The organism is Maribacter sp. MJ134 (assembly GCF_003970695.1).
Classification (GTDB): Bacteria; Bacteroidota; Bacteroidia; order Flavobacteriales; family Flavobacteriaceae; genus Maribacter.
The window spans coordinates 3,383,363-3,406,906 of record NZ_CP034570.1 but is presented as its reverse complement, the minus strand read 5'-3'; the positions used below and the strand labels follow the sequence as shown (position 1 = coordinate 3,406,906).

General features: G+C 40.4%; 21 protein-coding genes. 8 read left to right on the top strand and 13 right to left on the bottom strand.

The features are described 5' to 3' along the window. Positions 1-6: 6 nt before the first annotated feature. The 4 genes from EJ994_RS14720 to EJ994_RS14705 form a co-directional block, all read right to left on the bottom strand. Entirely contained in the window at positions 7-1,689 is a 1,683-nt protein-coding gene (locus EJ994_RS14720) for a hypothetical protein (protein ID WP_126593180.1), read from the bottom strand. Positions 1,690-3,098: 1,409 nt separating this feature from the next. Continuing rightward, positions 3,099-3,713 carry a response regulator gene (locus tag EJ994_RS14715; protein WP_126593179.1) on the bottom strand — a complete coding sequence of 205 codons (615 nt, stop codon included), beginning with the start codon at positions 3,711-3,713 and terminating at the stop codon, positions 3,099-3,101. Further along, positions 3,710-5,467: an ATP-binding protein gene (locus tag EJ994_RS14710; protein WP_126593178.1), complete on the bottom strand. Its 1,758-nt coding sequence runs from the start codon at positions 5,465-5,467 to the stop codon at positions 3,710-3,712. The genes EJ994_RS14715 and EJ994_RS14710 overlap by 4 nt, the downstream gene beginning before the upstream one ends. Next, positions 5,460-5,918, bottom strand: a complete 459-nt coding sequence (locus EJ994_RS14705; RefSeq protein WP_126593177.1) for a hypothetical protein — start codon at positions 5,916-5,918, stop codon at positions 5,460-5,462. The genes EJ994_RS14710 and EJ994_RS14705 overlap by 8 nt, the downstream gene beginning before the upstream one ends. Positions 5,919-6,771: 853 nt before the next feature. Between EJ994_RS14705 and EJ994_RS14700 the strand changes: the two genes are divergently transcribed. Continuing rightward, positions 6,772-7,062 (top strand): DUF2188 domain-containing protein, encoded by a 291-nt coding sequence (locus EJ994_RS14700; protein ID WP_126593176.1) that lies wholly within the window; start codon positions 6,772-6,774, stop codon positions 7,060-7,062. Positions 7,063-7,139: 77 nt separating this feature from the next. Here EJ994_RS14700 and EJ994_RS14695 read toward each other — a convergent pair whose 3' ends face one another. The 3 genes from EJ994_RS14695 to EJ994_RS14685 all read right to left on the bottom strand — a co-directional run bounded on the left by EJ994_RS14695 (position 7,140) and on the right by EJ994_RS14685 (position 11,202). Further along, entirely contained in the window at positions 7,140-8,822 is a 1,683-nt protein-coding gene (locus tag EJ994_RS14695; protein WP_126593175.1) for an ATP-binding protein, read from the bottom strand. Between the two features lie 145 nt (positions 8,823-8,967). After that, positions 8,968-9,534, bottom strand: coding sequence for a TlpA family protein disulfide reductase (locus EJ994_RS14690; RefSeq protein ID WP_126593174.1), 567 nt, complete (start codon positions 9,532-9,534; stop codon positions 8,968-8,970). A gap of 585 nt (positions 9,535-10,119) precedes the next feature. Next, on the bottom strand, positions 10,120-11,202 hold the full coding sequence (locus EJ994_RS14685) for a phosphoglyceromutase (protein ID WP_126593173.1): 1,083 nt from the start codon (positions 11,200-11,202) through the stop codon (positions 10,120-10,122). A gap of 196 nt (positions 11,203-11,398) precedes the next feature. On the opposite strand from EJ994_RS14685, the gene EJ994_RS14680 reads away from it, so the two are divergent. The 4 genes from EJ994_RS14680 (at position 11,399) to EJ994_RS14665 (ending at position 13,965) form a co-directional block, all read left to right on the top strand. Then, a complete protein-coding gene (locus tag EJ994_RS14680) occupies positions 11,399-11,980 on the top strand; it encodes a hypothetical protein (RefSeq protein ID WP_126593172.1) in 582 nt (193 codons plus the stop codon). A gap of 58 nt (positions 11,981-12,038) precedes the next feature. Further along, positions 12,039-12,818: an SH3 domain-containing protein gene (locus EJ994_RS14675; RefSeq protein ID WP_126593171.1), complete on the top strand. Its 780-nt coding sequence runs from the start codon at positions 12,039-12,041 to the stop codon at positions 12,816-12,818. A gap of 101 nt (positions 12,819-12,919) precedes the next feature. After that, on the top strand, positions 12,920-13,609 hold the full coding sequence (locus tag EJ994_RS14670) for a DsbA family protein (protein WP_126593170.1): 690 nt from the start codon (positions 12,920-12,922) through the stop codon (positions 13,607-13,609). 68 nt (positions 13,610-13,677) lie between these two features. Next, positions 13,678-13,965 carry a hypothetical protein gene (locus EJ994_RS14665; RefSeq protein WP_126593169.1) on the top strand — a complete coding sequence of 96 codons (288 nt, stop codon included), beginning with the start codon at positions 13,678-13,680 and terminating at the stop codon, positions 13,963-13,965. An 8-nt stretch (positions 13,966-13,973) separates the two neighbouring features. On the opposite strand, the gene EJ994_RS14660 is transcribed toward EJ994_RS14665, so the two are convergent. From EJ994_RS14660 to EJ994_RS14640, 5 genes are all read right to left on the bottom strand, one after another. Continuing rightward, positions 13,974-15,602, bottom strand: a complete 1,629-nt coding sequence (locus EJ994_RS14660) for a SulP family inorganic anion transporter (protein WP_126593168.1) — start codon at positions 15,600-15,602, stop codon at positions 13,974-13,976. Positions 15,603-15,702: 100 nt separating this feature from the next. Further along, entirely contained in the window at positions 15,703-16,152 is a 450-nt protein-coding gene (locus EJ994_RS14655; RefSeq protein ID WP_126593167.1) for a Dabb family protein, read from the bottom strand. Between the two features lie 40 nt (positions 16,153-16,192). Beyond that, positions 16,193-16,987, bottom strand: a complete 795-nt coding sequence (locus EJ994_RS14650) for an SDR family NAD(P)-dependent oxidoreductase (RefSeq protein WP_126593166.1) — start codon at positions 16,985-16,987, stop codon at positions 16,193-16,195. Positions 16,988-17,004: 17 nt separating this feature from the next. Beyond that, on the bottom strand, positions 17,005-18,684 hold the full coding sequence (locus tag EJ994_RS14645; protein ID WP_126593165.1) for a sodium:solute symporter: 1,680 nt from the start codon (positions 18,682-18,684) through the stop codon (positions 17,005-17,007). A gap of 28 nt (positions 18,685-18,712) precedes the next feature. Further along, positions 18,713-19,687 (bottom strand): phytanoyl-CoA dioxygenase family protein, encoded by a 975-nt coding sequence (locus EJ994_RS14640; protein WP_126593164.1) that lies wholly within the window; start codon positions 19,685-19,687, stop codon positions 18,713-18,715. A 186-nt stretch (positions 19,688-19,873) separates the two neighbouring features. Here EJ994_RS14640 and EJ994_RS14635 point away from each other — a divergent pair, with 186 nt between their 5' ends. Both EJ994_RS14635 and EJ994_RS14630 read left to right on the top strand, forming a co-directional pair. Further along, positions 19,874-20,722, top strand: coding sequence for an AraC family transcriptional regulator (locus EJ994_RS14635; protein ID WP_126593163.1), 849 nt, complete (start codon positions 19,874-19,876; stop codon positions 20,720-20,722). Between the two features lie 117 nt (positions 20,723-20,839). After that, positions 20,840-21,361 (top strand): DUF421 domain-containing protein, encoded by a 522-nt coding sequence (locus EJ994_RS14630; RefSeq protein ID WP_126593162.1) that lies wholly within the window; start codon positions 20,840-20,842, stop codon positions 21,359-21,361. Between the two features lie 58 nt (positions 21,362-21,419). On the opposite strand, the gene EJ994_RS14625 is transcribed toward EJ994_RS14630, so the two are convergent. After that, the gene (locus EJ994_RS14625; protein ID WP_126593161.1) at positions 21,420-22,331 is read right to left on the bottom strand and encodes a nicotinic acid mononucleotide adenyltransferase; all 912 of its coding nucleotides are present in this window, start codon (positions 22,329-22,331) and stop codon (positions 21,420-21,422) included. A 123-nt stretch (positions 22,332-22,454) separates the two neighbouring features. Here EJ994_RS14625 and EJ994_RS14620 point away from each other — a divergent pair, with 123 nt between their 5' ends. After that, the gene (locus EJ994_RS14620) at positions 22,455-23,456 is read left to right on the top strand and encodes an NAD(P)H-dependent glycerol-3-phosphate dehydrogenase (RefSeq protein ID WP_164721480.1); all 1,002 of its coding nucleotides are present in this window, start codon (positions 22,455-22,457) and stop codon (positions 23,454-23,456) included. Positions 23,457-23,544 lie beyond the last annotated feature (88 nt).

Below are 23,544 nucleotides of genomic sequence, written 5' to 3'. Positions count from 1 at the left end.
TTTTATTTAATTGGTTACTGATTTAACTTTTCCTAAATTATAAGTAATACCGAAAAAGAAGCTAGAATGAAATTCTTCTTCAGTTGGTATACTTCCCTCTGTTTCAAAAGCGTATAGTGTTTCGCCATCGGCTATAATTCCTGATTGTAAGCGCGTAACTCTACCTAAGGCAAGACCCCCATGAAGAATAATTCGTTCTTTTTTACCAAAAATACCTCCTCCTCCTATTAAAAATTGAAATTTTGTATCATCAGTCAGCATCGCTCCAAAACTAAATGTAGGTTTAACCCAAGTTCCCGTTCGGTAAGAGAGATTCAATAGCGTGCCGAATCCATATTCCCATCCACCTAAATTCTTTGGTAAAATGGCTTTACCTTCGGCGTCTGTTGTAGTTTGGTCTTGAGAATCATCTGGCATATCTGGTTGAGCCGTGTCCACAGATTCTGGTATTGGATTAGAAGCAAATGTGAATTCCCTATTTTCAAGACTAGAAAAGAAAATGCCCGCACTAACATCAAATTTAAATCCGCCATAAATCCAAACCTTATAATCAAACTTTTCAGTTTTCAAAGCAGCACCAACTCTAGGTGTTCGGGTAATTTCTACTTGAATTACATCAATGTTTTCTCCATCAATTTCTATTGGCTCTAGGTAATTTTCAAGCTGCATTCCAAATAAAACAGTTATTTCATCATTGACAATCTTTAAAAGTGGGTTATAACTTTCTTTTATTATGGTATTTACTTTCTCTGCACTTTCTTTCGATAATTCACCTTCGTATTCAATTAAGATAGTTCTTAGTTCAGAACTAATGGAATCAGCACTTTTTTTATATTTTTTTCTATCGGCATCGAAGTTTTTAGGGCTAAGAAAATCTTCATTCTTAATCTTTATTAAAAAAGTGTCCAACTCAGTATTTAGTTTCTGGATAGCTATTATTTTTTCATTAAGCTTTCTTTTGATTTCGCTAAACTTTTTCTTTTTTTCTAATTCTTTTATTAAACTGTCACGTTCCGAGACTAAATCTTTCAATTCTTTGTTTCGTTTTTCTATTGTATCTAAAAGTTTTTTTTCATTGGTTCTTAATTTTCTGATAATAATCTCTTGTTCTTTAATCAATGCATTTTGTATTGTAATTTTCTTACTAAGCTCAATTTCTAAATCTGTAGAACTATTATCATCAGTTTCATTTAAGGGTAAGTTCTTATCCGAATTGTTATTTGTCCTTTCATTTAAATTACTTAGAAGTTTGTTCACTTCTTTTTCTTCTTCATTCGTGTTTGCTGGACCAACAGAATCAGTTGGAGGTTTTGTCGTGCTTGAGTTAGTTTTGTTTTCAATTATTCCTTGAATTTTATCAAACTGAGCTAGAAATTTCTCTTGAGAATTATTAAAAAAATCTATTAAATTTCCATCAATGCTATAATTGTATTTGTAAGGATTGGCATTTAATATTTTTACTGCCAACAGTTCATTTGACTTAATTCTAAGTTTTTTAGTTTTTTTCCAACACATATTTTCTGTATCCTCCAGGACTATTCTTTGCTCTTCATTAATTGTGCTACAGTTAACTTCAATATAGAGTGATTTTTCTGAAGGCACCTTGGCGTCCCAAACCAACACATTTGTTTTTTGGGCTTTAAGAAATGTGCATGTTAGTATTACTATAAGGCTGAGTCTAATTTTCATTTAGTACGAATTAATATTTGCAAAATAGATTAGGATATGAGGTGAAAAAATCCCCACTAATAGGTATTTTCAGGTAAAAGACTGCAAACAAGATTCTTGCAAATAAAAATTAAAAAAAGCTCCAAACGCTTCGGAAGAGAAGTATTCGTGTTTCAGTGCGTTCTCGATACAACGTCTCTTCCAGGACGCCACTCGAACTGACATTATAGAAATAAAAACCTTATAGTACTCGAAGCTCACTTGTCACTTCGAGTGTTTTCAATGAGCGATAGCAGAAGTGAAAATGTATCGAGAAGCATAGGTGTTCCAAAGCGCGATGCCCTGAGCGGAGTCGAAGGATTCTCGATACAACGCCACTTGCAGGACGCCACTCGAACTGACATTATAGAAATAAAAACCTTATAGTACTCGAAGCTCACTTGTCACTTCGAGTGTTTTCAATGAGCGATAGCAGAAGTGAAAATGTATCGAGATGCTTTCGTGTTCCTGTGCGTTCTCGATACAACGTCACTCTCAGGGCGCCACTCGAACTGACACATTAGGAATAAAAATGTAATAGCACACAAAAACCCGTTGTCACTTCGGGTGTATTCAATGAGGCCATAGCAGAAGTGAAAATGTATCAAGAAGCTTTCGCGTTCCTGTGCGTTCTCGATACAACGTCTCTTCCAGGACGCCACTCGAACTGACAAAAAAGAAAAACGAGATGTCACTTCGAGTGGGTTTGATGAACGGTCACTGAGCGGAGTCGAAGTGAACGAACCAAATTAGTTCCAAAGGGCGATGCCCTGAGTGGAGTCGAAGGATTCTCGATACAACGCCACTTGCAGGACGCCACTCGAACTGACTAAACGTATATATTGATAAAATCCAAATGTCACTTCGAGTGAATTTCCGAGGTACGAAGGAAATTAGTATCGAGAAGTATTCGTGTTCCAGTGCGTTCTCGATACAACGTCTCTTCCAGGACGCCACTCGAACTGACATAATAGAAATAAAAACGTTATAGTACTCGAAGCTCACTTGTCACTTCGAGTGTTTTCAATGAAGCGATAGCAGAAGTGAAAATGTATCGAGAAGCATAGGTGTTCCAAAGCGCGATGCCCTGAGCATAGTCGAAGGGTTCTCGATACAACGTCTCTTCCAGGACGCCACTAGAACTGACAAAAAGAAAAACGAGATGTCACTTCGAGTGAATTTTGTGAGTGGTCACTGAGCGGAGTCGAAGGGTTCTCGATACAACGTCTCTTCCAGGACGCCACTCGAACTGAAAAAAAGAAAAAACGAGATGTCACTTCGAGTGAATTTCCGAGGTACGAAGGAAATTAGTATCGAGAAGTATTCGTGTTCCAGTGCGTTCTCGATACAACGTCTCTTCCAGGACGCCACTAGAACTGACAATGGGGGTACTAAAACTCATACTTCCGCTCCACAGCATAGCGCAGTAGCTCACCAGCACCGCTTAGGCCCAGTTTACGTATCATATTTTTACGATGGGTATCCACGGTGCTTTTACCAATAAAAAGTTGGTCCGCAATTTGGTGACTGGTTTTGCCCTTGGCAATGAGTTGTAGTATCTGTCGTTCCCTAGAGGAGAGCACACTTTTAGAGCTATTCTTTTCGGTCGCCGGTAGGTGTATTTTTTTATCGTAATAGGTTTTGCCACTAGCAACAGAGCGTATGGCTTCCAACACCACGTCCAAGCTGCTATTCTTGAGTAAATAGCCTTGCGCCCCAGCGGCCAACATTTGTTGTACAGCTTCTTCTTGGTCGAACATGGTAAAAGCTACGACCTTTGTTTCGGGTTGTTCTTTTAGGATGATTTTCGTGGCTTCTATACCATCTAAAATAGGCATACGAATATCGCAAAGCACTATTTTGGGTCGCCTTGCGCGTACGAGCGCGAGCAATTCCTCTCCATTGTTCGCATGACCAATGACGGTAATGTCATCCTCATACTTTACATAGGATTTTATGCCGTCTATAAGGGCTTGGTGGTCTTCGGCTATGGCTACGGTAATCATACGGGAATATCTATTAAAATGGAAGTGCCTTTGCCCAAGATGCTATCTACGGTAAAGTTGCCTTCTAAATGTTCTACACGTTTTTCTATAGTGGTGAGGCCCATGCCTGTTTTGCCCGTATCTATTTTAGAACGGTCAAAGCCCTTGCCATTATCTTCTATGATGATATTAAGGTTATCCTCGTGCTGGGTTAGCTGTATGCTTACGGTACTGGCATCGGCATGTTTAATGACATTGGCCACCAGTTCTTGTACCATACGAAACAGGTTGAGCTCCAAGGAATTTTCCAAACGTTCACCCATTCCAAAATCTTCTACTGTTACTTGAAGCGCATTGGTTTCTGTAATCACCTGAGCCATTTTTTTAATGGTGGGCAAAAGCCCTTGACTGCTCATAACACCGGAATTTTTACTATGGGCCATGCCCCGAACTTTTTGGTAGGCTTCTTCCAAAAGCTTTTCGGCATTTTGTAAACTGGGGTCTTTTTTGCTCGTTTTGGAATTGTCAAAATGGAGCTTTATTGTGGCCATGAGGCTGCCCAAATCGTCATGGAGTTCGTTCGCTACCCGTTGGCGTTCCTTTTCTTGCCCTTCAATCATCGCATCAATACTGACCAACTCCTGTTCTTTCAACAGGTTGTCTACTCGTTCCTGCTTCAACAGGGCTTCCTGCTCTGCCAATTGGCGTTTTTTGGTGGTATTCTTTTGAAGGAGGATGGCAATACCAGCCCCAAAGAGTAAAGCTAAGCTCGCCGCGATAAGCCAGTTGCGATTTTGAATTCTTTTCTTTTCAATAACTAGATTATCAGCCCGTAATTTTTCATTATCGTACTTTTCTTGAATATCGGAGATTGTAGTATTTTGATTTACAAGGTTGATGACGTCTTTAATAGAATCATATTTGTACAAATAATCATAAGCTTTCTCAAAATCGCCTAGGTGGTAATATGTGGCATCCATATTACTAAACAAGATTTTTTTTGTCTTAGCATGATATTTTTTTACCTGAAGAGTTTCGGCCTGTTTATAAAATTCAAGTGCTTTGGAATAGTTTTTATCTCTGCGATAACTATTGCCAATATTATTTAATAAATCATGAAATTGATTCGTGTTTTGTAAATGTTGCCCATCCTTTTTTAATAACTCTATAGCTTTGAAATAATAGACCCGAGCACTATCGTTTTTCTTTAGGCGATTAGAATAAACGACTCCGATATTCATAAGATTATTGATAGCCATCTTTGAATTACCATTATTCTTAAACAACTCGAAAGCCTTTTCAAAATAATTCTTTGGTACAAAAGCGTCTTCATTAAGAAAAGAAACCCGACCCTTATAGTTATACCCTTGTGCTAATAAATTAGTGTCATTTGTCTCAATTGCATAATCCCAAAATTCATCGAAATACTGCGTGTTTTCTTTTAAATTATTTTGACTTTCTAAAACGCTCGCAATTTCTAGATTTAAAAGGGCTACTTCTCTGAATTTATTATTTTTCTGAAAATTATTCTTGGCTAATTTATAATAATGAAATGCTGAATCTTCTTGGTTTAAACCTTCAAAAGCTTTTCCAATCAAAATATAATAATCAGCATTTTGTGTATTTCTATTCAGATGTAGTCGTAACGTTTGCCTATACTGCCCAGATTCATTTAAAAGCTTAATATCCATTAAAAGAGAATCCTCTTCTTGAGCGAATATTGACAATCCGCTCAAAAAAAGGATTCCGTATAGAAAAATCAATTGATTACGCATTTCCCCCTATAACATCACCGTCATTTTCTTTCGGTTTTTTAATTTTGACTTCAAATTTTTGTCTCAACCTACTTACTGCTTCGATATAATCTGATTCCGAATCTATTATTATTTGCTTGAAAATTTCAATGGTTTCCGTATCTAGTTGATTGGAATCGTTATAAATGGCTACAACCAAGAACCCATCCCTTTTTAGGTTTTTAGGAATCAATTTTATATCCTCTGATTTAAATTTGATACTAATTTCTTTCACGACCGGTTGTGGAAGTGTTGGACTCTCATCACCAATAAGCTTAACTAAAACTGCATTCATTAAAGAAGTTGAAATATTAACCACTGGTTCTTCAAATTTTAAGGTTTCAGAGGTGACCGGTATTTTCAAAAAAATTGTTTTTGCCGAACCACTGAAGTAATTACCGTCTTTTTTTCTTAGCCTGTACCTTTTTTTCATAATTACATAGTTTTTGGTTTGGTTCAAATATTGGTTTTAAAAGTGCTTTAGAATATCCCCATTTCTAGGTATTTTCTAAATAAGTTGTGCTGCTTTACTTTGTGTGAGCAATTAAGCCAGCCCATTAGCACTAGCTTTTCATCATATTCGGGGGAACTGTGATACTGCGACCCTAATGGGCTTTTACAATTTAAGCTATTCATGGGACATTTGCCAATGGGTTCTATTTAGCACTTGAAACTCAAGTATCACTTCGAGTGTTTTCAATGAGCGATAGCAGAAGTGAAAATGTTCCCGACGCCTCGGGAGAGAAGCTTTCGTGTTCCTGTGCGTTCTCGATACAACGCCACTTACAGGGCGCCACTCGAACTGATAAAATGAAAAAACGAGATGTCACTTCGAGTGTTTTGAAGCGTACGACAGAAAGCTGCAAAATGTATCGAGAAGCTTTCATGTACCGATGCGTTCTCGATACTATTTGTTGGCTTCGACTACGCTCAGCCATCAAATCACTCGAACTGACAAAAAGAAAAATGAGATGTCACTTCGAGTGTTTTGAAGCGTACGACAGAAAGCTGCAAAATGTTCCCGACGCTTCGGGAGAGAAGCTTTCATGTACCGATGCGTTCTCGATACTATTTGTTGGCTTCGACTACGCTCAGCCATCAAATCACTCGAACTGACAAAAAGAAAAATGAGATGTCACTTCGAGTGGGTTTTGTGAACGGTCACTGAGCGGAGTCGAAGGGTTCTCGATACAACGCCACTTCCAGGGCGCCACTCGAACTGACAACAAGGCCAATCAAATAATCTCAAATAAAGTATCTTGCCTATCAGAAAAATAACCTCCGCTATGACTAAAAACAGCAGCTCCAAATCTTGGATTACCATTTTAATAGAACTGGTAGACGTATTTTTTAAGAGCTCGCGAGAGGGCAATAGGAAAAGAACTTGGCACCAACATGTAGTGCCTTATGAGGACGACTGGGCGGTACGGCGTGAGGGCAACAAAAGAATCACCTCCAAACACCGCAAACAAAGCACGGCCATTAACAAAGCCAAAACCATTGCCAGAAAACACGAGGCCGATGTTATTATCCACAGGGCAGACGGGACCATTCGTGACCGTATTCCCTACGATTAAAATGGGCTGGGTATGTGCCGAAGTGCCGAAAAGTAATTATTGGAGGCTACACTCTACTTTGCTGGATGATCATAAAACTACGAAGCTAGCGGTATATCCATCACTTCTTCGATTCTATTATAAAGGTCTTCCGGGTCAAAAGGTTTAAAGATAAAGCCGTTCATACCACTCTTCTCTATCTTACTCTTTACCTCAATAAACACCGATGCGGACAAGGCCAAAATTGGTAATTCCGTATTGAATTTTCTTATTTCCATCGAAGAGGTATACCCATCCATTACCGGCATTTGAATATCCATAAGTACGGCGCAGTAGTCGTTCTTTTTGACCATGTTTACCGCCATTAGGCCATCATAGGCCACATCTACCACCAAGTTGGCCTTTTCCAATATCTGCTTGCCGACCATGATGTTTATTTTGTTGTCTTCCACAAGCAGTATTCTTCTGCCGTTTAGATTGCGCTCTTTTTTTCCGCTACTGTGGTTTTGCGATTCTTTAGCGATTGCTTTTAGTTCTAAATCAAAGTAAAACCGACTGCCTTTATCTAATTCACTTTCAATTTGTACGGTAGATCCCATAGCTTCTACTACGGCTTTTACTATAGGAAGACCAAGTCCGGTGCCGCCGTATAAACGATTTGTACTCACTGAGGCCTGGGTGAATGGCTGCCATATGTTCTCCTGTTGTTCTTTAGTAATCCCAATACCTGTATCTATAATTTCGGTACGCATACAAACATGTCCGTCACGGTCTTCTTGTTTTGAAATTCTTAGGGTGACACTTCCTGTCTTCGTGAACTTTATAGCATTGGTGACCAAGTTATTGATCACCTGATTCAAACGTACAATATCTAAATGCACCGTGGGAAGTTCTTCGTCTACCTCTAAGTTAAACGTGATTCCTTTACTTAAACAACCCGGCTCATGAATCTTTTTTATCTGTTTTACCGCCGTCATAACATTCGTGGGAATAGCGTCCAGTTCCACACCCCTAGTTTCCATCTTACTGTAATCCAGCACATTGTTCAGTAAATTCAAAAGTATTTTTCCAGAGTAATTTAATGCTTCTATATTTTCTACTTGGTCTGGTCTAGGATTGGTATCACCCAGAATGTGGGAGAGTCCTATAATGGCATTCATGGGCGTTCGGATTTCATGACTCATCATACTCAAAAATTGGGACTTGGCATTGGAAGCTTCAATGGCATCTTCCCGTTGCTCTTGTATGTTGGAATAAAAACGGGCGTTAATCAAACAGAAAAATATCAATTGATAGGTGACTAGAACCGCAGTAGTGAAAAGGGATACGGGATAAATATACTTGTCCGCAAGTGAGGTATCCATCTTTGTGACGGTAAACAAATTAAAATCCGTAAGATAAAGCAGGAACCAAAGTGTCATGGATAAGGCCGGGAAAATGACGATATAGCTTTTTTCACGTCTGAACGAGAAGAAGACAAAAGGCAAGGCCATGGCAAACATCAATATAAATTCAACACTACCCGCCTTTCCAATAAAAGAAGAAGTAATGGCAACGCTGATATTGAAAGCTATGAGATAAATAAAACGCGCGAGGGTGAGGTTACCGACCTTAGAGATGATTGCAGCAGTTATAAAAAATGGTACGGTTGCCCCAATATAAAGGCTCAACTCGTGTAAATCCAAGCTTTTAGCTAAAAAGAACCATAGCGCCGAAATGACCGTGGTTAAAAGAGAAAGTATAAATACGAGTCTTACCCGACGTTTAGAGAATTCCTTCATAGCATAATTTTTTTAGATGAAACGGTACTTTTTAGACTATTTCAAAAATGCATCATTTATAAGTAAATTCCTACAATATGTTGTCAATGGCAATTAATCGAGTGCAAAAACATCAATAAGTGAAGTGAGCGCTTTATAGTGAGCGCTATTTTTGTAACAGACCTTCAAGGAGCTGCCGTACCCGTTTGCTGTTCCAGTCGGCCGCACCAGTTTCCTTGATGATGATTTTACCTTTTTGGTCCAACACATAACTCGTAGGAATACTAGTTTCATTTAAGGCTTCTGGGGTCTTCATTTGAGGGATAAAAACAGGTAGGTCCAAAGCCTTCTTTTCCAAAAATCGTTGTACGGTCCCGGGCTTTTCATTGGTGAGTAATAAAAACGTGACCTCTTCCCCGTAATCGGCGTATAACTTCTGTATACTTGGCAATTCGGCTATGCAGGGTGGACACCACGTGGCCCAATAGCTGATAAAAGTGATTTTTCCATTGCCTACCGGAACGGATTGCCGCTTGCCGTTCAGCGTTAACACTTCATATTTAAACGGTTGTAGTTGGGTGCGTTCTTCTCCATCCATCACACTAGGGGAAAATATGGCTACACGCACTTTGTTCAAAGCTACCTGAATGGGCGTTCGGGTTTGTGGAAAAAGCAACAGCCCTATAAAGATTACAAATAGTGCGTCACTAAAAGTAAATTTCCGTTTTTTCATCAATAACAAAGGTAGTTATTGTAGCATGAACGTCTAGTGTAGGTTGTGTTTCATGTTCTAAAGGGCGATGCCCTAAGCGGAGTCGAAGGGTTCTCGATACAACGTCTCTTCCAGGACGCCACTCGAACTGACAAAAAAGAAAAACGGGATGTCACTTCGAGTGTTTTGGAGCGTACGACAGAAAGCTGCAAAATGTATCGAGAAGCTTTCGTGTACCGATGCGTTCTCGATACTATTTGCTTTTCAGCAAATCACGCGAATTGACAAAAAAGAAAAAACGTAATAGCACTCGAAACCTAAGTATCACTTCGAGTGAATTTTCCGAGCGGTCACTGAGCGGAGTCGAAGTGAACGAACAAAATTAGTTCCCGAGGCTTCCAGGACGCCACACGAACTAACAAAATGAAAAAACGAGATGTCACTTGGAGTGAATTTTGTGAACGGTCACTGAGCGGAGTCGAAGGGTTCTCGATACAACGCCACTTCCAGGGAGCCACTCGAACTGACAAAAAGAAAACGAGATGTCACTTCGAGTGAATTTCCCAGAAACGAAGCAAATTTGTTCCCGAGGCTTCGGGAGAGCAGCTAGTCCAAGACAAAGGGCTTACCTTGCATTTGTTCCATACCACCTCTTAAGTGCAAGGCCTTTAAAATAGTAGGTGCCACTTGGTGGCTATACCACTGTTCGTCCACAGAAACTTCGCCTTTGGCAGCTACCCCTTTACCAAAGGCAATGAGCCAAACTTCGCCAGCACCGGTAACGGAAGCACCATGCCCTTTCCAAGTTTCTAACGGTTGCGTGCCCCGCCCATGGTCCGTGGTAATCAAAAAGAGCGTATTATCCTTGTAAAATGGGTCGGCCTGTGTGCCTTCCCATAATTCCGCCAACAAGCTATCGGTATTATGAGCCGCGTTCAGGTAGGCGGCATAATCACCGTCATGTGCAAAATCATCGGTTTCACCATAGGCGATATACACCAATTCCGGATGGTTCTTTTTCATATATTCCATGGCATAATAATGCGTAAAAGCATCTAACCGAACGGTTGCCCATGGACTAGGCACTTTTGGTTGTAACTGATTCAGGAATTTTTCCCGTTCCGTAAGGTCATTATCCTCCGCCAAATCAAACCCCGCATTAACCGGCACCCCGGAACGCACCTCGTTTACGATATACGGAAACACGTCCCAACTGGCAAAAGCAGCAACTTTATCACGATACTTTGTAGTGCTGTTCGCAATTTCCAATACCGTCTTGTTGGGATTGGGCATTTTGTCATTACTGGTAATGCGCACATCATCCGCAGCTCCAGATAGGATTTCGTTATATCCCGGATAACTGAACCACAGTGTATTGCTCAGGTTCATTTTACTCCCTAATGTTCTATTGCCGTGTAGCTGTCCGGTTTTAACAGCATAAGACCATAAAAAAGGGAAAAGAGCTTCCCTACGTTCCTCCGCATCCTCTCGCCAAAATTGTTCTTTTAAATTTGTAGTATCGCTTACATAATCCGTATTTGTAAGCAGAAGTGAATCGGCACCCCTAAAAAGCTCCTGCCAACGCAGTCCGTCTAAGGTGATTAACACCACTTTGGTATTTTCATCTTGTGCCATGAGCCCATGGGTCATTACAAGGAGTACGGTGAGCATGGTGAACACTTTTTTCATAACGCAATGCTTTTTAGACGATTTCCCTGAAAGTTAGGCATCCCTTCGGCCAAAACAAAACCCTATACATGAGAACGGGTTAGCATGGTTTTCCCGCAGCATACTTGGCCTTCCCAAGCTAAGAAGCACTAAAAATTATCCTAACCGTATTTTTCTTGCTATTTTAAGACTATAGAAAATTGAAAATCGATTGGTCATGCAAATGCTTCAGAATATTAAGGTAAAAACTGAAAAAATATATCACGTCATAGAACCTAAAGTGAAGGCGGAGCGCATTATTGCCTGTATTTTGGTGCTTACCCCGTTCGTCCTTTGGCTCGCTGATGACGGCCCTAACCTTAGGGACAGTATTAGCAACTATGTGTATATGCGACATAGTTACTGGTACGGAAGTCTTCTGGCGCTAGCTGGTGCCATGTTCATCTTTAACGGAGCAATTCATTTACAGCCACAACATGCAACGCAACAAACAATTAAAAAAGTAGGAAAAGGTTATAATATTATCTTAGGCATTTCCTTGTTCGGGGTGATTTATTTTCCACATCTGGACCATCCCATCTGGCACTATACCTTTGCTATCCTATTCTTTTTGGGCTCGGCAATAATTACTGCATTTGTATCCAATGATAAGAAGGAGTGGACACGTTATGTTCTGGCAGTAGCAGTGGTATTACCTCTAGTTCTAGCGCTAGATTTCATTGGGCTTTTTAGCCTGTTCTGGGGAGAGGCTATCTCCCTGTTCTTCATTGCGACCCATTATTTATTGGAATCTAAATAAGTAGGTTTGTATTTTGTAGTGCGAATACCCTAAATTAAACCTTAAAAAATTACTTACCATGACAACAAGCTCAAGAATATTTTTATTCGCACTCCTTTTTATAGGACTGTGTTCCTGTAAAGACAATGCTACATCACAAAACAATGTAGCTGTAAAAGATAGTGTAGCAACAGCGAAAACAGCTATTACAAAGGACTTTAAGGATCAAAAGAGATATGTTATAGCACCGAACGGATTAAGTCTGCGTAAGGAGGCTTCCTTGGAAAGTGAAAAACTGACGACCATGCCCTTAGGTAGTGAAGTAGTGCTCTTAGAAAAAGGTGGACCCAAAATTCTAGAAGTAGAACACATAAAAGGTAAGATGTTGAAACTTGGTTATGACGGGCTGGTAGGTTATGCCTTTAGTGGTTACCTCTCCCCTATACGGTTGCGTTCAGCTGACGAAAGTACCGAGGCATACATCCTAAACCTGAAAGAAACGTTCCCCGACATACACTTTGAAAGTAGACCTACGGACCCTGATTTTCATGAGGGTGCTATTGATACGTATACCCTGCCTGTTACTAATTGGCATGAAGCCTTTTACTTGGTAGCGGGTATCTATGAGTTACCCAAATCACTTGGCTTTCCCAATCCCAAAGGACCGGATAAAGAATTATTGGAAGAACCGAACAAACCAGAGGAGGTATGGTCCAGTGATATGGGCATCACCCGAACGAACAATACCCTGACCAAAATAGTATACAGCTATAGGGCAGAAGGTTTTGGGTATTCTGTGGAAATCACAAGACCGGACAATACGGATTTTCGAATAGAATATTTGGTATTCGTAGATTAGGGCTATGTTGCCCGACAATAAGTGGTGGTGCGGATACCCATGCCCGTAAGTTCTTATAACAAGAACCGACCAATACAACTTCATATAAAGACCCTATTGCTATGCAAGAAGAAAAGATAAAAATAGATATCGTATCCGATGTGGCCTGTCCTTGGTGTTATGTGGGTAAACGACGATTAGAAGCCGCGCTAAAGGAATGGAAAGGTGTTCCTGTTGAGATAGCATGGCATCCTTTCCAGTTAGACCCTACCATACCTGCCGAAGGTCTGGACAGAGTTACCTACCTTACCAATAAATTCGGAGATTTGGAACGGGTACAAGGGATGACGGACCGCCTAACCGAGGTTGGTGCCGAAGAAGGCATTACCTTTAATTTTGGGGATAAATGGCTTGCGGTAAATACCTTGCCTTTGCATCAATTATTACATGTAGCGGGAGAAGAAGGATTTAAGGATGCCCTTAAAGAGCGATTCTTAAAAGCTTATTTTGATGAAAACCTTCACCTTAACCAAGCTGAGATTTTAATAGAAATCATGAGCGAATTTGGTTGGGAAGCTGAAAAAACTACAAGTATTCTTTCCGATGATACTATTGCTTACGCTGTAAAACAGGAAATTGCACATTACCAGCAACGTGGTGTAACTGGAGTGCCTTTCTTTATCATTAACGATAAATACGGTATCAGCGGTGCCCAGCCCAAAAGTGTGTTCCTAGATGCTTTTGCCCAAGTTGCTCCGCTTCAAATATTAAACGAGGGAGAAAGTTGCGACCCTAGCACTGGAGCATGTTAAAGCGTAATCAACGTCCTAAACTGTAACATTTCTGTTGATTTATCTACCCATATATAAAGACAGGGATTATGGGAGGAGGAGGTTTTGCAACGCATGCAATGAAAACGGTGAAGGCCAATAGGACTTTATTACATAAGCGCCGTAGTTTTAAAGAAATAAGGGAGTCGTACGCAGGTTATACGGGAGACACCCAACTTCACTTTAAGGAGTTGACCCCTTTTCAACAAAAGGTTATTAGAGATAAGATTATTGCAGCGGCCAAAAAAGAACGGCTTCATGAATTAGGCCGTTATGCTTTGGCTTTAGTGGGCGCTATAGGAATCCTTTGGTTATTGGTCCAGTTCTGGACGAGTTAAAGGATAATCTACAATCCCCAAATTTTAAAGGGGTTATCCCCTTCATTGTCTTTTTTCTTGGCCACCTTATCTACCGCTACCTTATAAGTGGGGTCTTCCATGACGTTCACATCAATGATATCCTCTGCATCTGCCAAAAGCTGTATACAGTCCTTGCTCAAATGTCTTAGATGTACTTTTTTGCCGGCCTTTGCGTAACGCTCCGTAATCTTGTTCAAGGCCTCGATGCCCGACATGTCCGCAACACGACTTTCTTGAAAATCGATAATTACCTCATCAGGATCATTTTGCACATCGAACTTCTCCGCAAATAAGGTCGTAGACCCAAAGAACAAAGGGCCATAAATTTCATAATGTTTAACGCCATTTTCATCCACACGCTTTCTAGCTCTAATGCGCTTGGCATTCTCCCAAGAATAGGCAAGGGCAGAAATAATTACTCCCAATAATACCGCTACCGCTAAATTGTGAGTAATTGCCGTAATCAAGGTTACCAAGACCATTACTACCACATCGGAGTTGGGCATTTTACGAAAGGTCTTAAAACTTGCCCATTCAAAAGTACCGATGGCCACCATGAACATAAGACCTACTAACGCTGCCATGGGCAAACGCTCTATGAGACTAGAACCGAACATAATGAATACCAATAGCATTACAGCGGCCGTAATTCCTGAGAGTCTTGCCCGCGCGCCAGATGAAGTGTTGATCAAACTTTGTCCGATCATGGCGCAGCCACCCATTCCCGATAGAAATCCAGAAAGGATATTCGCGGTTCCCTGCGCTACACACTCTTTATTGCCACTACCACGGGTCTCCGTAATTTCGTCGATAATATTAAGGGTCAACAAACTTTCTATTAGACCTACACCTGCTACAATGGCTGCATAAGGGATAATAATCTTAAATGTCTCTAGTGTAAATGGTAATTGTGGAATGGACAGTGGTGGAAAACCACCTTTAATACTCTCTCCTTCGCGCATGGTATCGGCCACGGTTAAGGTATCTACGCCAAAACCGATTACGATTGCAGATACTACGACGATAGCCACTAAGGAGGAGGGTACCGCTTTGGTCAGTTTTGGAAGACCCCAAATAATCAACATGGTTACCAAGGTTAAGCCGAGCATAATGTACAGTGAACTACCGCTTAAAAGGGTTTCCGTCCCTTTTACATAAAAATTAGGGAACTGCGCCATAAAGATGATGATGGCCAGACCGTTTACAAAGCCGAACATAACCGGATGCGGTACCAAACGAATAAATTTCCCTAGTCGTAAAACTCCCGCCAAAATCTGCAGGATTCCCGCAATAATTACGGTTGCAAATACATAGTTTAGAATGGTGTCCGGTTCAATTCCCGGAAAATTACGTTTTAGTTCCAGTATTAATCCTACAAAGATTACCGCCACCGCTCCTGTTGCACCGGATATCATTCCGGGGCGGCCACCCAAAATAGAGGTGACCAAAGCCAATATAAATGCGGCATAAAGTCCCGTTAATGGAGAAAATCCAGGAATCAATGCAAAAGCGATAGCCTCTGGTACCAATGCCAAAGCAACGGTTAATCCGGAAAGAATTTCAGTCTTGTAATCTACTTTTTGCTTGAAATCGAATAAATTAAGATACTTACGCACGCTGCTTATTTTAAGGGCGCAAAAATAAGACTTATTGTTCTGCAAAAGAATGAATTACCGGAAAAAGCCTGCCGAAATCCCGTCCGGACCGATTGAAAACTTATTTCGCCCAATAATCTACTACAAATACCTTTTCTAGATGAGGTTGCAGGCTGGCTACAAATTCTTGGTGTTTGGGGTGCGGTGTATACACACTGTCCCTGTCCTTTTCTGAATGAAAAGTTATCATATAACAGTGTGTAAAATCTTGGTGAAAATTCTCCGGGCTATCGTTTAAGCCCCACTCAAAATCTTTGATGACCGGTATGTGGTTCGGCAAATCATTGAAACTATCGTTGAGCCTGGCAACAGCTTCCTCGCTAGCATCATCCTTAAATTTAAAAATGACCATATGTCTTAATAGTTCTTTTTCTTCTTTTTTCATTTCTTCAGATGTTACTTCAGGTTCAACAACCGTGGTTTCATTTTTTTTGTCTTTTGCCTCGTTACAGGATGTCAATAAAAAACAGCTCATTAAAATAATAGCGAATACTTGTCGTGTTCTTGTCATAAATAATAGATTATATACTTGTTCAATTAATAATTTTGAATCATAAAATTCCGCCCATACTACCGCCATCTACCTTAATAGCGGCACCGTTCGTTGCGGAAGAAAGGGGACTTGCCAAATAGGCAATGGTATTGGCCACCTCATCAAGCCCTGCAAAGCGCTGTAATAAAGAAGATGTTCTTACCTCCGAGAAAAAAGCAGACGCTATTTCATCTTTTGTTTTACCTTCCTTACGTGCCGTATTTTCTAAGAATTGTTCCGCTCCCTCGGATAAAGTGGACCCCGGTAAAACACTATTCACCGTTACCCCGGTACCTTTAGTGAGCTGTGCCAATCCCCGTGAAACGGCTAAAAGCGCAGTTTTGGTCATGCTATACGGAATTAAATCCTCGGGTACCAAAGTGGCACATTCGCTGGAAATGAATAAAATACGCCCCCAATTATTGGTCATCATTCTTGGTAATATGGTTCTGGATAAACGTACACCGCTCATCACATTAATTTCAAATTGTTGTTGCCAATCGTCATCCGTGGCTTCAAAAAATGAAGCTGCTCTATAAATCCCAACATTATTCACCAAAATATCAATATCCGGTAGTTTTTTCAGCAATCGCTCTACCTCTGACACCTTGCTGAAATCTGCAGGTAGTCCAAGTATGGTTTCCTTAGGGAACTCATCCTGTAGTTGCTGTACCGCCAACCCTAGTTTTTCTTGTGTTCTACCGTTTAAGATTACCGTTGCTCCTTCCCCTACCAATATTCTGGCCACAGCGTAACCTATACCGGCAGTTGACCCGGAAATAAAGGCCGTTCTATTCCTTAATTGTAAATCCATTCTATTCCTTTTTCAAGCTAATTTGCAATTCCCCAAGCACTGAACAACCACCATAAAACAAGTACGAGCGCTATTAATATCACCGTTAAAGTAACATCCGTGGACCATTTAAAACTTGCCCGTTGTGAACGCCTTTGAAAAGTTACCAGCTCTAGCACCGCAGCATCCTGTGGCGTACCTAGTTTACTTACGACCATCAATATCACGGCACAGAAAATAAATAAGAACAGGGCAAAATGTAAAAAGTTGATTCCTAGAAAAACACCTAATAGAGACCCTTCCGTAACCTGAATAGTGCCTTCATTGCTCAAAAATTCCGCCACCAGTCTAAAAACCCCTATTACAAAGCCTACCCATAAGGATACAATGGCCCCTTTGGCGTTGATCCATTTATAGAACAGACCAAAGAGGAAAACCGCAGCAATTGGAGGAGAGATATAGGCTTGCACACTCTGTAGGTAATGAAAAATACCCCCACCCATTAAAGCTTTCATAAATGGAATCCAGCCTAGGCTTACGATTACTAAAACAATAGTAGCTACACGGCCAAAACGCACCAAGTCTTTTTGCGTTGCACTTGGTCTATACTTCTGATAAAAATCGATAGTCAATAAGGTAGAACTAGAGTTGAATGCGGAAGAGAGCGAGCTCATCAGCGCGGCTAAAAGTCCGGCGATGGCCAAGCCTTTTAAGCCCGAGGGTAAAAACCCATTGATCATGGCGGGTAGTGCCTGGTCTGCATTCTCCATTGAAAAATCAATAGCACCTTCTTGCAACAGAGCATAGGCGATCACGCCTGGAATAAAAAATATAAATACCGGGAGTAGTTTTAAATATCCAGCGAACAAAGCCCCTTTTCTGGCATTGCTGACGTCTTTAGCAGAAAGTGTACGCTGCACGATGTATTGATCGGTACACCAGTACCAGACCCCCAGAATGGGTGCGCCAAAAAGCATTCCCGTCCAAGGATATTCCGTATCTGCCATGGGACGCCATAGGTTGAAAAAATCTTCCTTTGGAGGATTCCCTTCCTGACCGGACGCAGTAACGAGAACATCTATCATATGATCCCATCCGCCTAAGGCGTAAAGTCCAAAAGCGGTAACCGCTATAGTGCCAATCAAAAGGATAAAAGCCTGTACCATATCGGTATAGATCACAGCTTTGAGTCCGCCTAAAACCGTATAAAAACCTGTTGCTATGACGGTAATTATAGCTCCTGTCCAGAAGGGAATACCAATCGTTTCGAAGACCAGCGCACCTGCAAAGATGATTAAGGAAATTTTGGTGATGACATAGGCCAAAATAGAAATGACAGAGAGGTAACTTCTACATGCTTTAGAATATCTTTTTTCTAGAAACTCTGGCATGGTATACACCCCGGTCCTCAAGTAAAAGGGTACAAATACCCAACCTAAAAGTATTAAGACCAGAGCGGCAATTATCTCAAAGTTGGCCATGGGCATGTTTCCACGTGCACCTGCTCCCGAAACGCCTAAAATGATTTCGGAACCAATATTCGATGCAAAGAGCGATGCTCCTATCACCAGCCACCCTGAGCTCTTCCCCGCCAAAAAATAATCAATAGCACTCCCGGAAGCTGATTTACTTTTTGAGGCCCATTGGGCAATCCATAAAATAATACCAAAATAGGCAAGGATAATGATAATATCCAGATAACTTAAACTTGATAGCATAAATACTCCGTGTTGTTGAATACAATTTCTACCATTGGTTTAACCCCAGTAGTTTCTTTCCTAAATCCGTAAGTGTTGCGGTATCGTATTTTGTTTGCTCCCAATTACGAGGATCTCCTGGGAAAGCATAGCCTTCTGGTGCAGTTCTATTCTTCCAAGAATTAACGCGCCAATCCTTTAGTGCTTGATTATCTTCCTCTGCCGGCATCATGGAAATATATTGCGCAATACGCACCTTTTCCGCTGACTTGTTAGGTCTAATACCGTGTGGTTCGGTACTATTAAAAATGAGTAAGTCGCCCGCCTGCATTTTCACTTTAACGATTTTATCTTCCAAATCCGAGATATCTGGCTGAAAGTGGTCCCTATCCTCTGGTTGGGTCAATTTCCATGTATCATAATTTCTGTACAACCAAGGTATGCACTGGAAGCCTCCCATATTTTCATCTTCTTGGTCAGCTAGTGCCAAAACACCTTGAACGTTCTGCGGTCTTGTTTCCGGATCATAATCCCAATGAATGAAGCCTTTTTTGTCCACTCCCGGAGGTAAGGGAAAATTTAAGTTGGCTCGGTCAATGGTGACCCACAATTTCTCCGTTCCCCAGACATCTACAAAAGCATCATATACCCGTTGGGTCTGTCTGTTGTTCCATAACAGTTGATGGTTATAAACCTCTACCATCCCCGTTCCTGTCAATTCTTTCATCTGCATTTCTGCCCTAGGTGGGGCATACCAAGTGGTTTTATCATTGGGGTCCTTTTCATCAAATTCCCAGAGAAAATCTGCCGTTTCCTTAGCCTGTTCCGCAGGTACGGCATTTTTTATTACGATGTAGCCGTTATGCTTCCAAAACTTCCAATCTTCCTCACTCAACACCCGTAACGGTTTTCCATTGGAACGGTCATTTAAGTGTTGCTTACTACTTGTTGCGGTAGACGGATTCCCCGGAATTTCTTTATGCGCCTTATTGGCCATTTCTACTTTAGTTTTTGTTCGTTCCATAACATTACTGATTTAAATACTTCAAATTGATGATGTAAAACTATACCTATTCCTAACGGTAAACCACCTTGATATTGATACGAATTTGAACTATATTGATATATAATATCCAATATTCGTATTTTTTAGTCATTTTTGTTATACTTTATAGTATTCCTAGAAATTTAGCCATACCCCGAACACCCCATGAAAATTCAATTAGAAACTATAGCGCCGGATTCTAAAAGTCCTTTTAAGTTGCTTCATGACCCCAAACTGAACCATCTTTTTTACTGGCATTTTCATCCGGAATTGGAGTTGGTCTATATTGAGGGTGCCTCCGCAAAACGACATGTAGGGAATCATATCTCAGAATTTCAGGGTTCTGATCTGGTGCTCATCGGTGCAAATATTCCCCACCTTAATTTTGATCATGGCGTTACTACCAGTTATAGAAAAGAAGTATTGCACATAAAACCAGCTTTTAAGGATAGTACGCTTGATGCCCTACCCGAACTAAAGCAAATAGATCGTTTGTTGGAACTCTCCAAATACGGCATTGCGTTTTACGGAGAAACTAAAAAGGAAATCGGAGCACTTCTAAAAACACTACACCTTTTGGAACCCTTCGCCTTCTTCATGAAAGTTATTACCATTCTTAAAAAACTTTCTGAGAGTGCAGAGTTTGAACTACTGCACACCAAACCCTTCGTAAATAAATACAATAAGAAAGAGCAAAAAAGATTGCGTAAAATTTATGCCCTAATAGATGAACGATATCACGAAAAGATTGGGCTAACCGAAGTAGCGGCAACTTGTAATTTAACAAAAGAGGCATTCTGTAGGTATTTTAAGAAAACCACCGGAAGTACTTTTATCTCCTTCTTAAACCAATACCGTATTAGCCAGGCAAAACGATTATTGCTCTCTGGAAAGAACGTGAGCGAAACTTGTTATGAGTGTGGTTTTGAGAGTCTGTCTTATTTTAATCGAAGCTTTAAAAAAGTAACGGGACAAAACCCGTCCGAATTTAAAAAAGTGTTCAAGAATGAGTAGCTGGTTTTTAATTTTAGTGGATACGTTACGAATTAATTGAAATGGGCTAATATCTATTCCCTAATATGATAGTTTAAAGTGAATTAAACTATACACCCAATTATTGATACGAAAAACATGAAAATCTTTGAAACGATTTCCCTTACGACCATACTACAAATGCTATTGGCCGGAGTGCTTATTTACCTTTACTTACTTCTGGTTACCCGATTGGCCGGGAAGCGGACCTTTGCAAAAATGACCAGTCTGGATTTTGCCATCACCATTGCCATGGGCTCCATTCTGGCCGATGCTGTTAATAAACCCGAAAGCAACTTCATCCCCGCTCTGGTTTCCGTTGCCATACTAGCCATTTTGCAAATAGTGTTCGCTAAACTTTTAAGTAGTTCCAAAAAGGCCGAAAAAGTAGTAACCAATACACCAATATTATTAATGGACGGAGAACACATACTCGAAGCAAATATGCAAAAGGCCTTAGTAAGCAAATCTGATTTAATGGGAAAATTAAGGGAAGCCAATGTACTAAACCTTAAACAGGTAAAGGCCGTTGTATTTGAAACCACTGGGGATATTTCTGTACTTCACACAAACGAAAATACACCTCTGGACACCATAATTATGGAAGGGGTACAGAAGTGACACCATAAAAACCGTTTCGGAACTTCTTCCAAAACGGTTATTACCATTGTTCTTACTATTATTTTCGTTTTCGCTTTACGTTCATCGTAGGATTGTCAGTTTTTATTCTTTTCTTGTCTACCTTACCTTTTCCCGATTTTAAATACTGCTGATAACCCCTACCCCTAAATTCATATACCGTTTCGCTATCCGGATGGTACAATTCTATAGTCGTATCATTGATAACATAAAGCTCAAAATAATCATCGCCCATAAAATCATAATCCAAGGTCAAAGCTTTTAGCGAATTGTCGTTAGCAATATCATAAACTTGGTAGTCTCCTTCAAAATCCCACTGTAGCTGACTTATGGGTGTTCCTGAACCATCTACCGAAGACCTAAAGAAGGTAGGTAAAAATTGCAGGAAGTTTTCGTCGTCAAAGTCATTGATAGCTCCTTCTTCGCTCGTATAAACTTTCTCCCATACATCGTACTCCTGAATAAAGTAATTGATGTTGTCATAGAATACTTGATCATAGTCAAAATTATTGCGTTGAAATCCACGTAGAAAATAAGAAGTGTCCGATCTTGGGTCATACAGTTCTATAGTGTTACCGTTGGCGGCGTATACTTCTAAAAACCAAGTGCCATCCACATCGTGCTCAATCTCTACCACCCCTCTTAGTGTGCTGTAAAAACCGACATCAATCCCTATTCCGTTTCCTGTTTTACCAATACCAACAATATTGTTGTTGGCATATACCGCACCGCCATTAAAACTTATGGTGAAGGCCCGCTGTAAGAAAGGAACTTCCCCATTTCCCTGGGTTTCATTGATATCTACATACCACAAGTCATAGGACTGTAGTACCTGATCCGTATTAAACGCCGATTCTTCAATAAAATCATCGGCTACGATAACATCTGCATAACAGGAAACCAATAGTGTGGCCATCAACACATATCCAAATAGTAGTTTTATCTTTTTCATCTCCTCTGGTTTTTTGATTCTGTTATTAGAAAACAATCACCGTGCCAATTTGTATAATCGTTTGATTATCAGTACATAATCTGAAGTTTTTAATTTGGTAATTTTGAGTAGATATTTATACGGATGATGAAAACGAAGAAATTTGCCGTACTTGGTGGCGGTAGTTGGGCAACTGCAATTGTAAAGATGTTAACGGAAAACCAACATCATGTGGGTTGGTATATGCGTAATGCTGATGCGGTAGAACATATTAAAACGCATCAACATAATCCCAACTACCTTAGTTCGGTAGAGTTCCGTACAGACCTGCTCAATGTTACCACGGATATAAACCATACCATTACCAATGCGGATATCCTTATTTTCGCGATACCCTCAGCGTTTCTAGATAGCGAGTTGCAAAAGCTAGAGGTTCCTTTAACCGATAAAATCATTTTCTCCGCAATCAAGGGCATAGTGCCAGAGACCGGTTTAATCGTTGGCGAACATTTTCACGAACAATATAAAATTCCTTTTGAAAATATTGGGGTAATCACGGGACCGTGCCATGCGGAGGAGGTGGCCTTAGAACGACTTTCCTATTTAACCTTAGCCTGCGCAGATGCGGACAAAGCAAAAACGGTAGCCAATGCGTTAGCCAGCGACTATATTAAAACTAAAATATCCGATGATATCATAGGTACGGAATACGCTGCCATGCTCAAAAACATTTATGCCATTGCCGCAGGGATTGCCCACGGCTTGGGATATGGGGATAACTTTCAGAGTGTTTTAATGAGTAACGCCATACGGGAGATGAAACGCTTTATTAAACGCGTGCACAAGATGAAACGGAACATTAACAATTCTGCCTATCTTGGCGATCTTTTGGTCACTGGATATTCTACCTTTAGCCGCAACCGAATGTTCGGGAATATGATCGGTAAGGGATACACCGTAAAAAGCGCCCAAATGGAAATGAGTATGGTGGCAGAAGGATATTATGCTACCAAAAGTGCCTATCAATTAAACCAAAAGCATAAGAAAAAATCAAAGACCCCGATTATAGATACGGTCTACGAAATTCTATATAAGAATGGCAATGCTAAAAAGCTCTTTAAAAAATTGACGGATAAATTGGATTGAAGGTTAGCAGAATAAAAACCCAGATTATATTGTAATAATTCGATTCAAGTCCTTCACATAATATCTTTTTTCAGGAAAATAGATCTTA

Excerpts from the sequence above, each read along its gene's own strand:
- EJ994_RS14720 (WP_126593180.1), bottom strand. The coding sequence starts at position 1,689 with ATGAAAATTAGACTCAGCCTTATAGTAATACTAACATGCACATTTCTT.
- EJ994_RS14715 (WP_126593179.1), bottom strand. The coding sequence starts at position 3,713 with ATGATTACCGTAGCCATAGCCGAAGACCACCAAGCCCTTATAGACGGC.
- EJ994_RS14710 (WP_126593178.1), bottom strand. The coding sequence starts at position 5,467 with ATGCGTAATCAATTGATTTTTCTATACGGAATCCTTTTTTTGAGCGGA.
- EJ994_RS14705 (WP_126593177.1), bottom strand. The coding sequence starts at position 5,918 with ATGAAAAAAAGGTACAGGCTAAGAAAAAAAGACGGTAATTACTTCAGT.
- EJ994_RS14700 (WP_126593176.1), top strand. The coding sequence starts at position 6,772 with ATGACTAAAAACAGCAGCTCCAAATCTTGGATTACCATTTTAATAGAA.
- EJ994_RS14695 (WP_126593175.1), bottom strand. The coding sequence starts at position 8,822 with ATGAAGGAATTCTCTAAACGTCGGGTAAGACTCGTATTTATACTTTCT.
- EJ994_RS14690 (WP_126593174.1), bottom strand. The coding sequence starts at position 9,534 with ATGAAAAAACGGAAATTTACTTTTAGTGACGCACTATTTGTAATCTTT.
- EJ994_RS14685 (WP_126593173.1), bottom strand. The coding sequence starts at position 11,202 with ATGAAAAAAGTGTTCACCATGCTCACCGTACTCCTTGTAATGACCCAT.
- EJ994_RS14680 (WP_126593172.1), top strand. The coding sequence starts at position 11,399 with ATGCAAATGCTTCAGAATATTAAGGTAAAAACTGAAAAAATATATCAC.
- EJ994_RS14675 (WP_126593171.1), top strand. The coding sequence starts at position 12,039 with ATGACAACAAGCTCAAGAATATTTTTATTCGCACTCCTTTTTATAGGA.
- EJ994_RS14670 (WP_126593170.1), top strand. The coding sequence starts at position 12,920 with ATGCAAGAAGAAAAGATAAAAATAGATATCGTATCCGATGTGGCCTGT.
- EJ994_RS14665 (WP_126593169.1), top strand. The coding sequence starts at position 13,678 with ATGGGAGGAGGAGGTTTTGCAACGCATGCAATGAAAACGGTGAAGGCC.
- EJ994_RS14655 (WP_126593167.1), bottom strand. The coding sequence starts at position 16,152 with ATGACAAGAACACGACAAGTATTCGCTATTATTTTAATGAGCTGTTTT.
- EJ994_RS14650 (WP_126593166.1), bottom strand. The coding sequence starts at position 16,987 with ATGGATTTACAATTAAGGAATAGAACGGCCTTTATTTCCGGGTCAACT.
- EJ994_RS14645 (WP_126593165.1), bottom strand. The coding sequence starts at position 18,684 with ATGCTATCAAGTTTAAGTTATCTGGATATTATCATTATCCTTGCCTAT.
- EJ994_RS14640 (WP_126593164.1), bottom strand. The coding sequence starts at position 19,687 with ATGGAACGAACAAAAACTAAAGTAGAAATGGCCAATAAGGCGCATAAA.
- EJ994_RS14635 (WP_126593163.1), top strand. The coding sequence starts at position 19,874 with ATGAAAATTCAATTAGAAACTATAGCGCCGGATTCTAAAAGTCCTTTT.
- EJ994_RS14630 (WP_126593162.1), top strand. The coding sequence starts at position 20,840 with ATGAAAATCTTTGAAACGATTTCCCTTACGACCATACTACAAATGCTA.
- EJ994_RS14625 (WP_126593161.1), bottom strand. The coding sequence starts at position 22,331 with ATGAAAAAGATAAAACTACTATTTGGATATGTGTTGATGGCCACACTA.
- EJ994_RS14620 (WP_164721480.1), top strand. The coding sequence starts at position 22,455 with ATGATGAAAACGAAGAAATTTGCCGTACTTGGTGGCGGTAGTTGGGCA.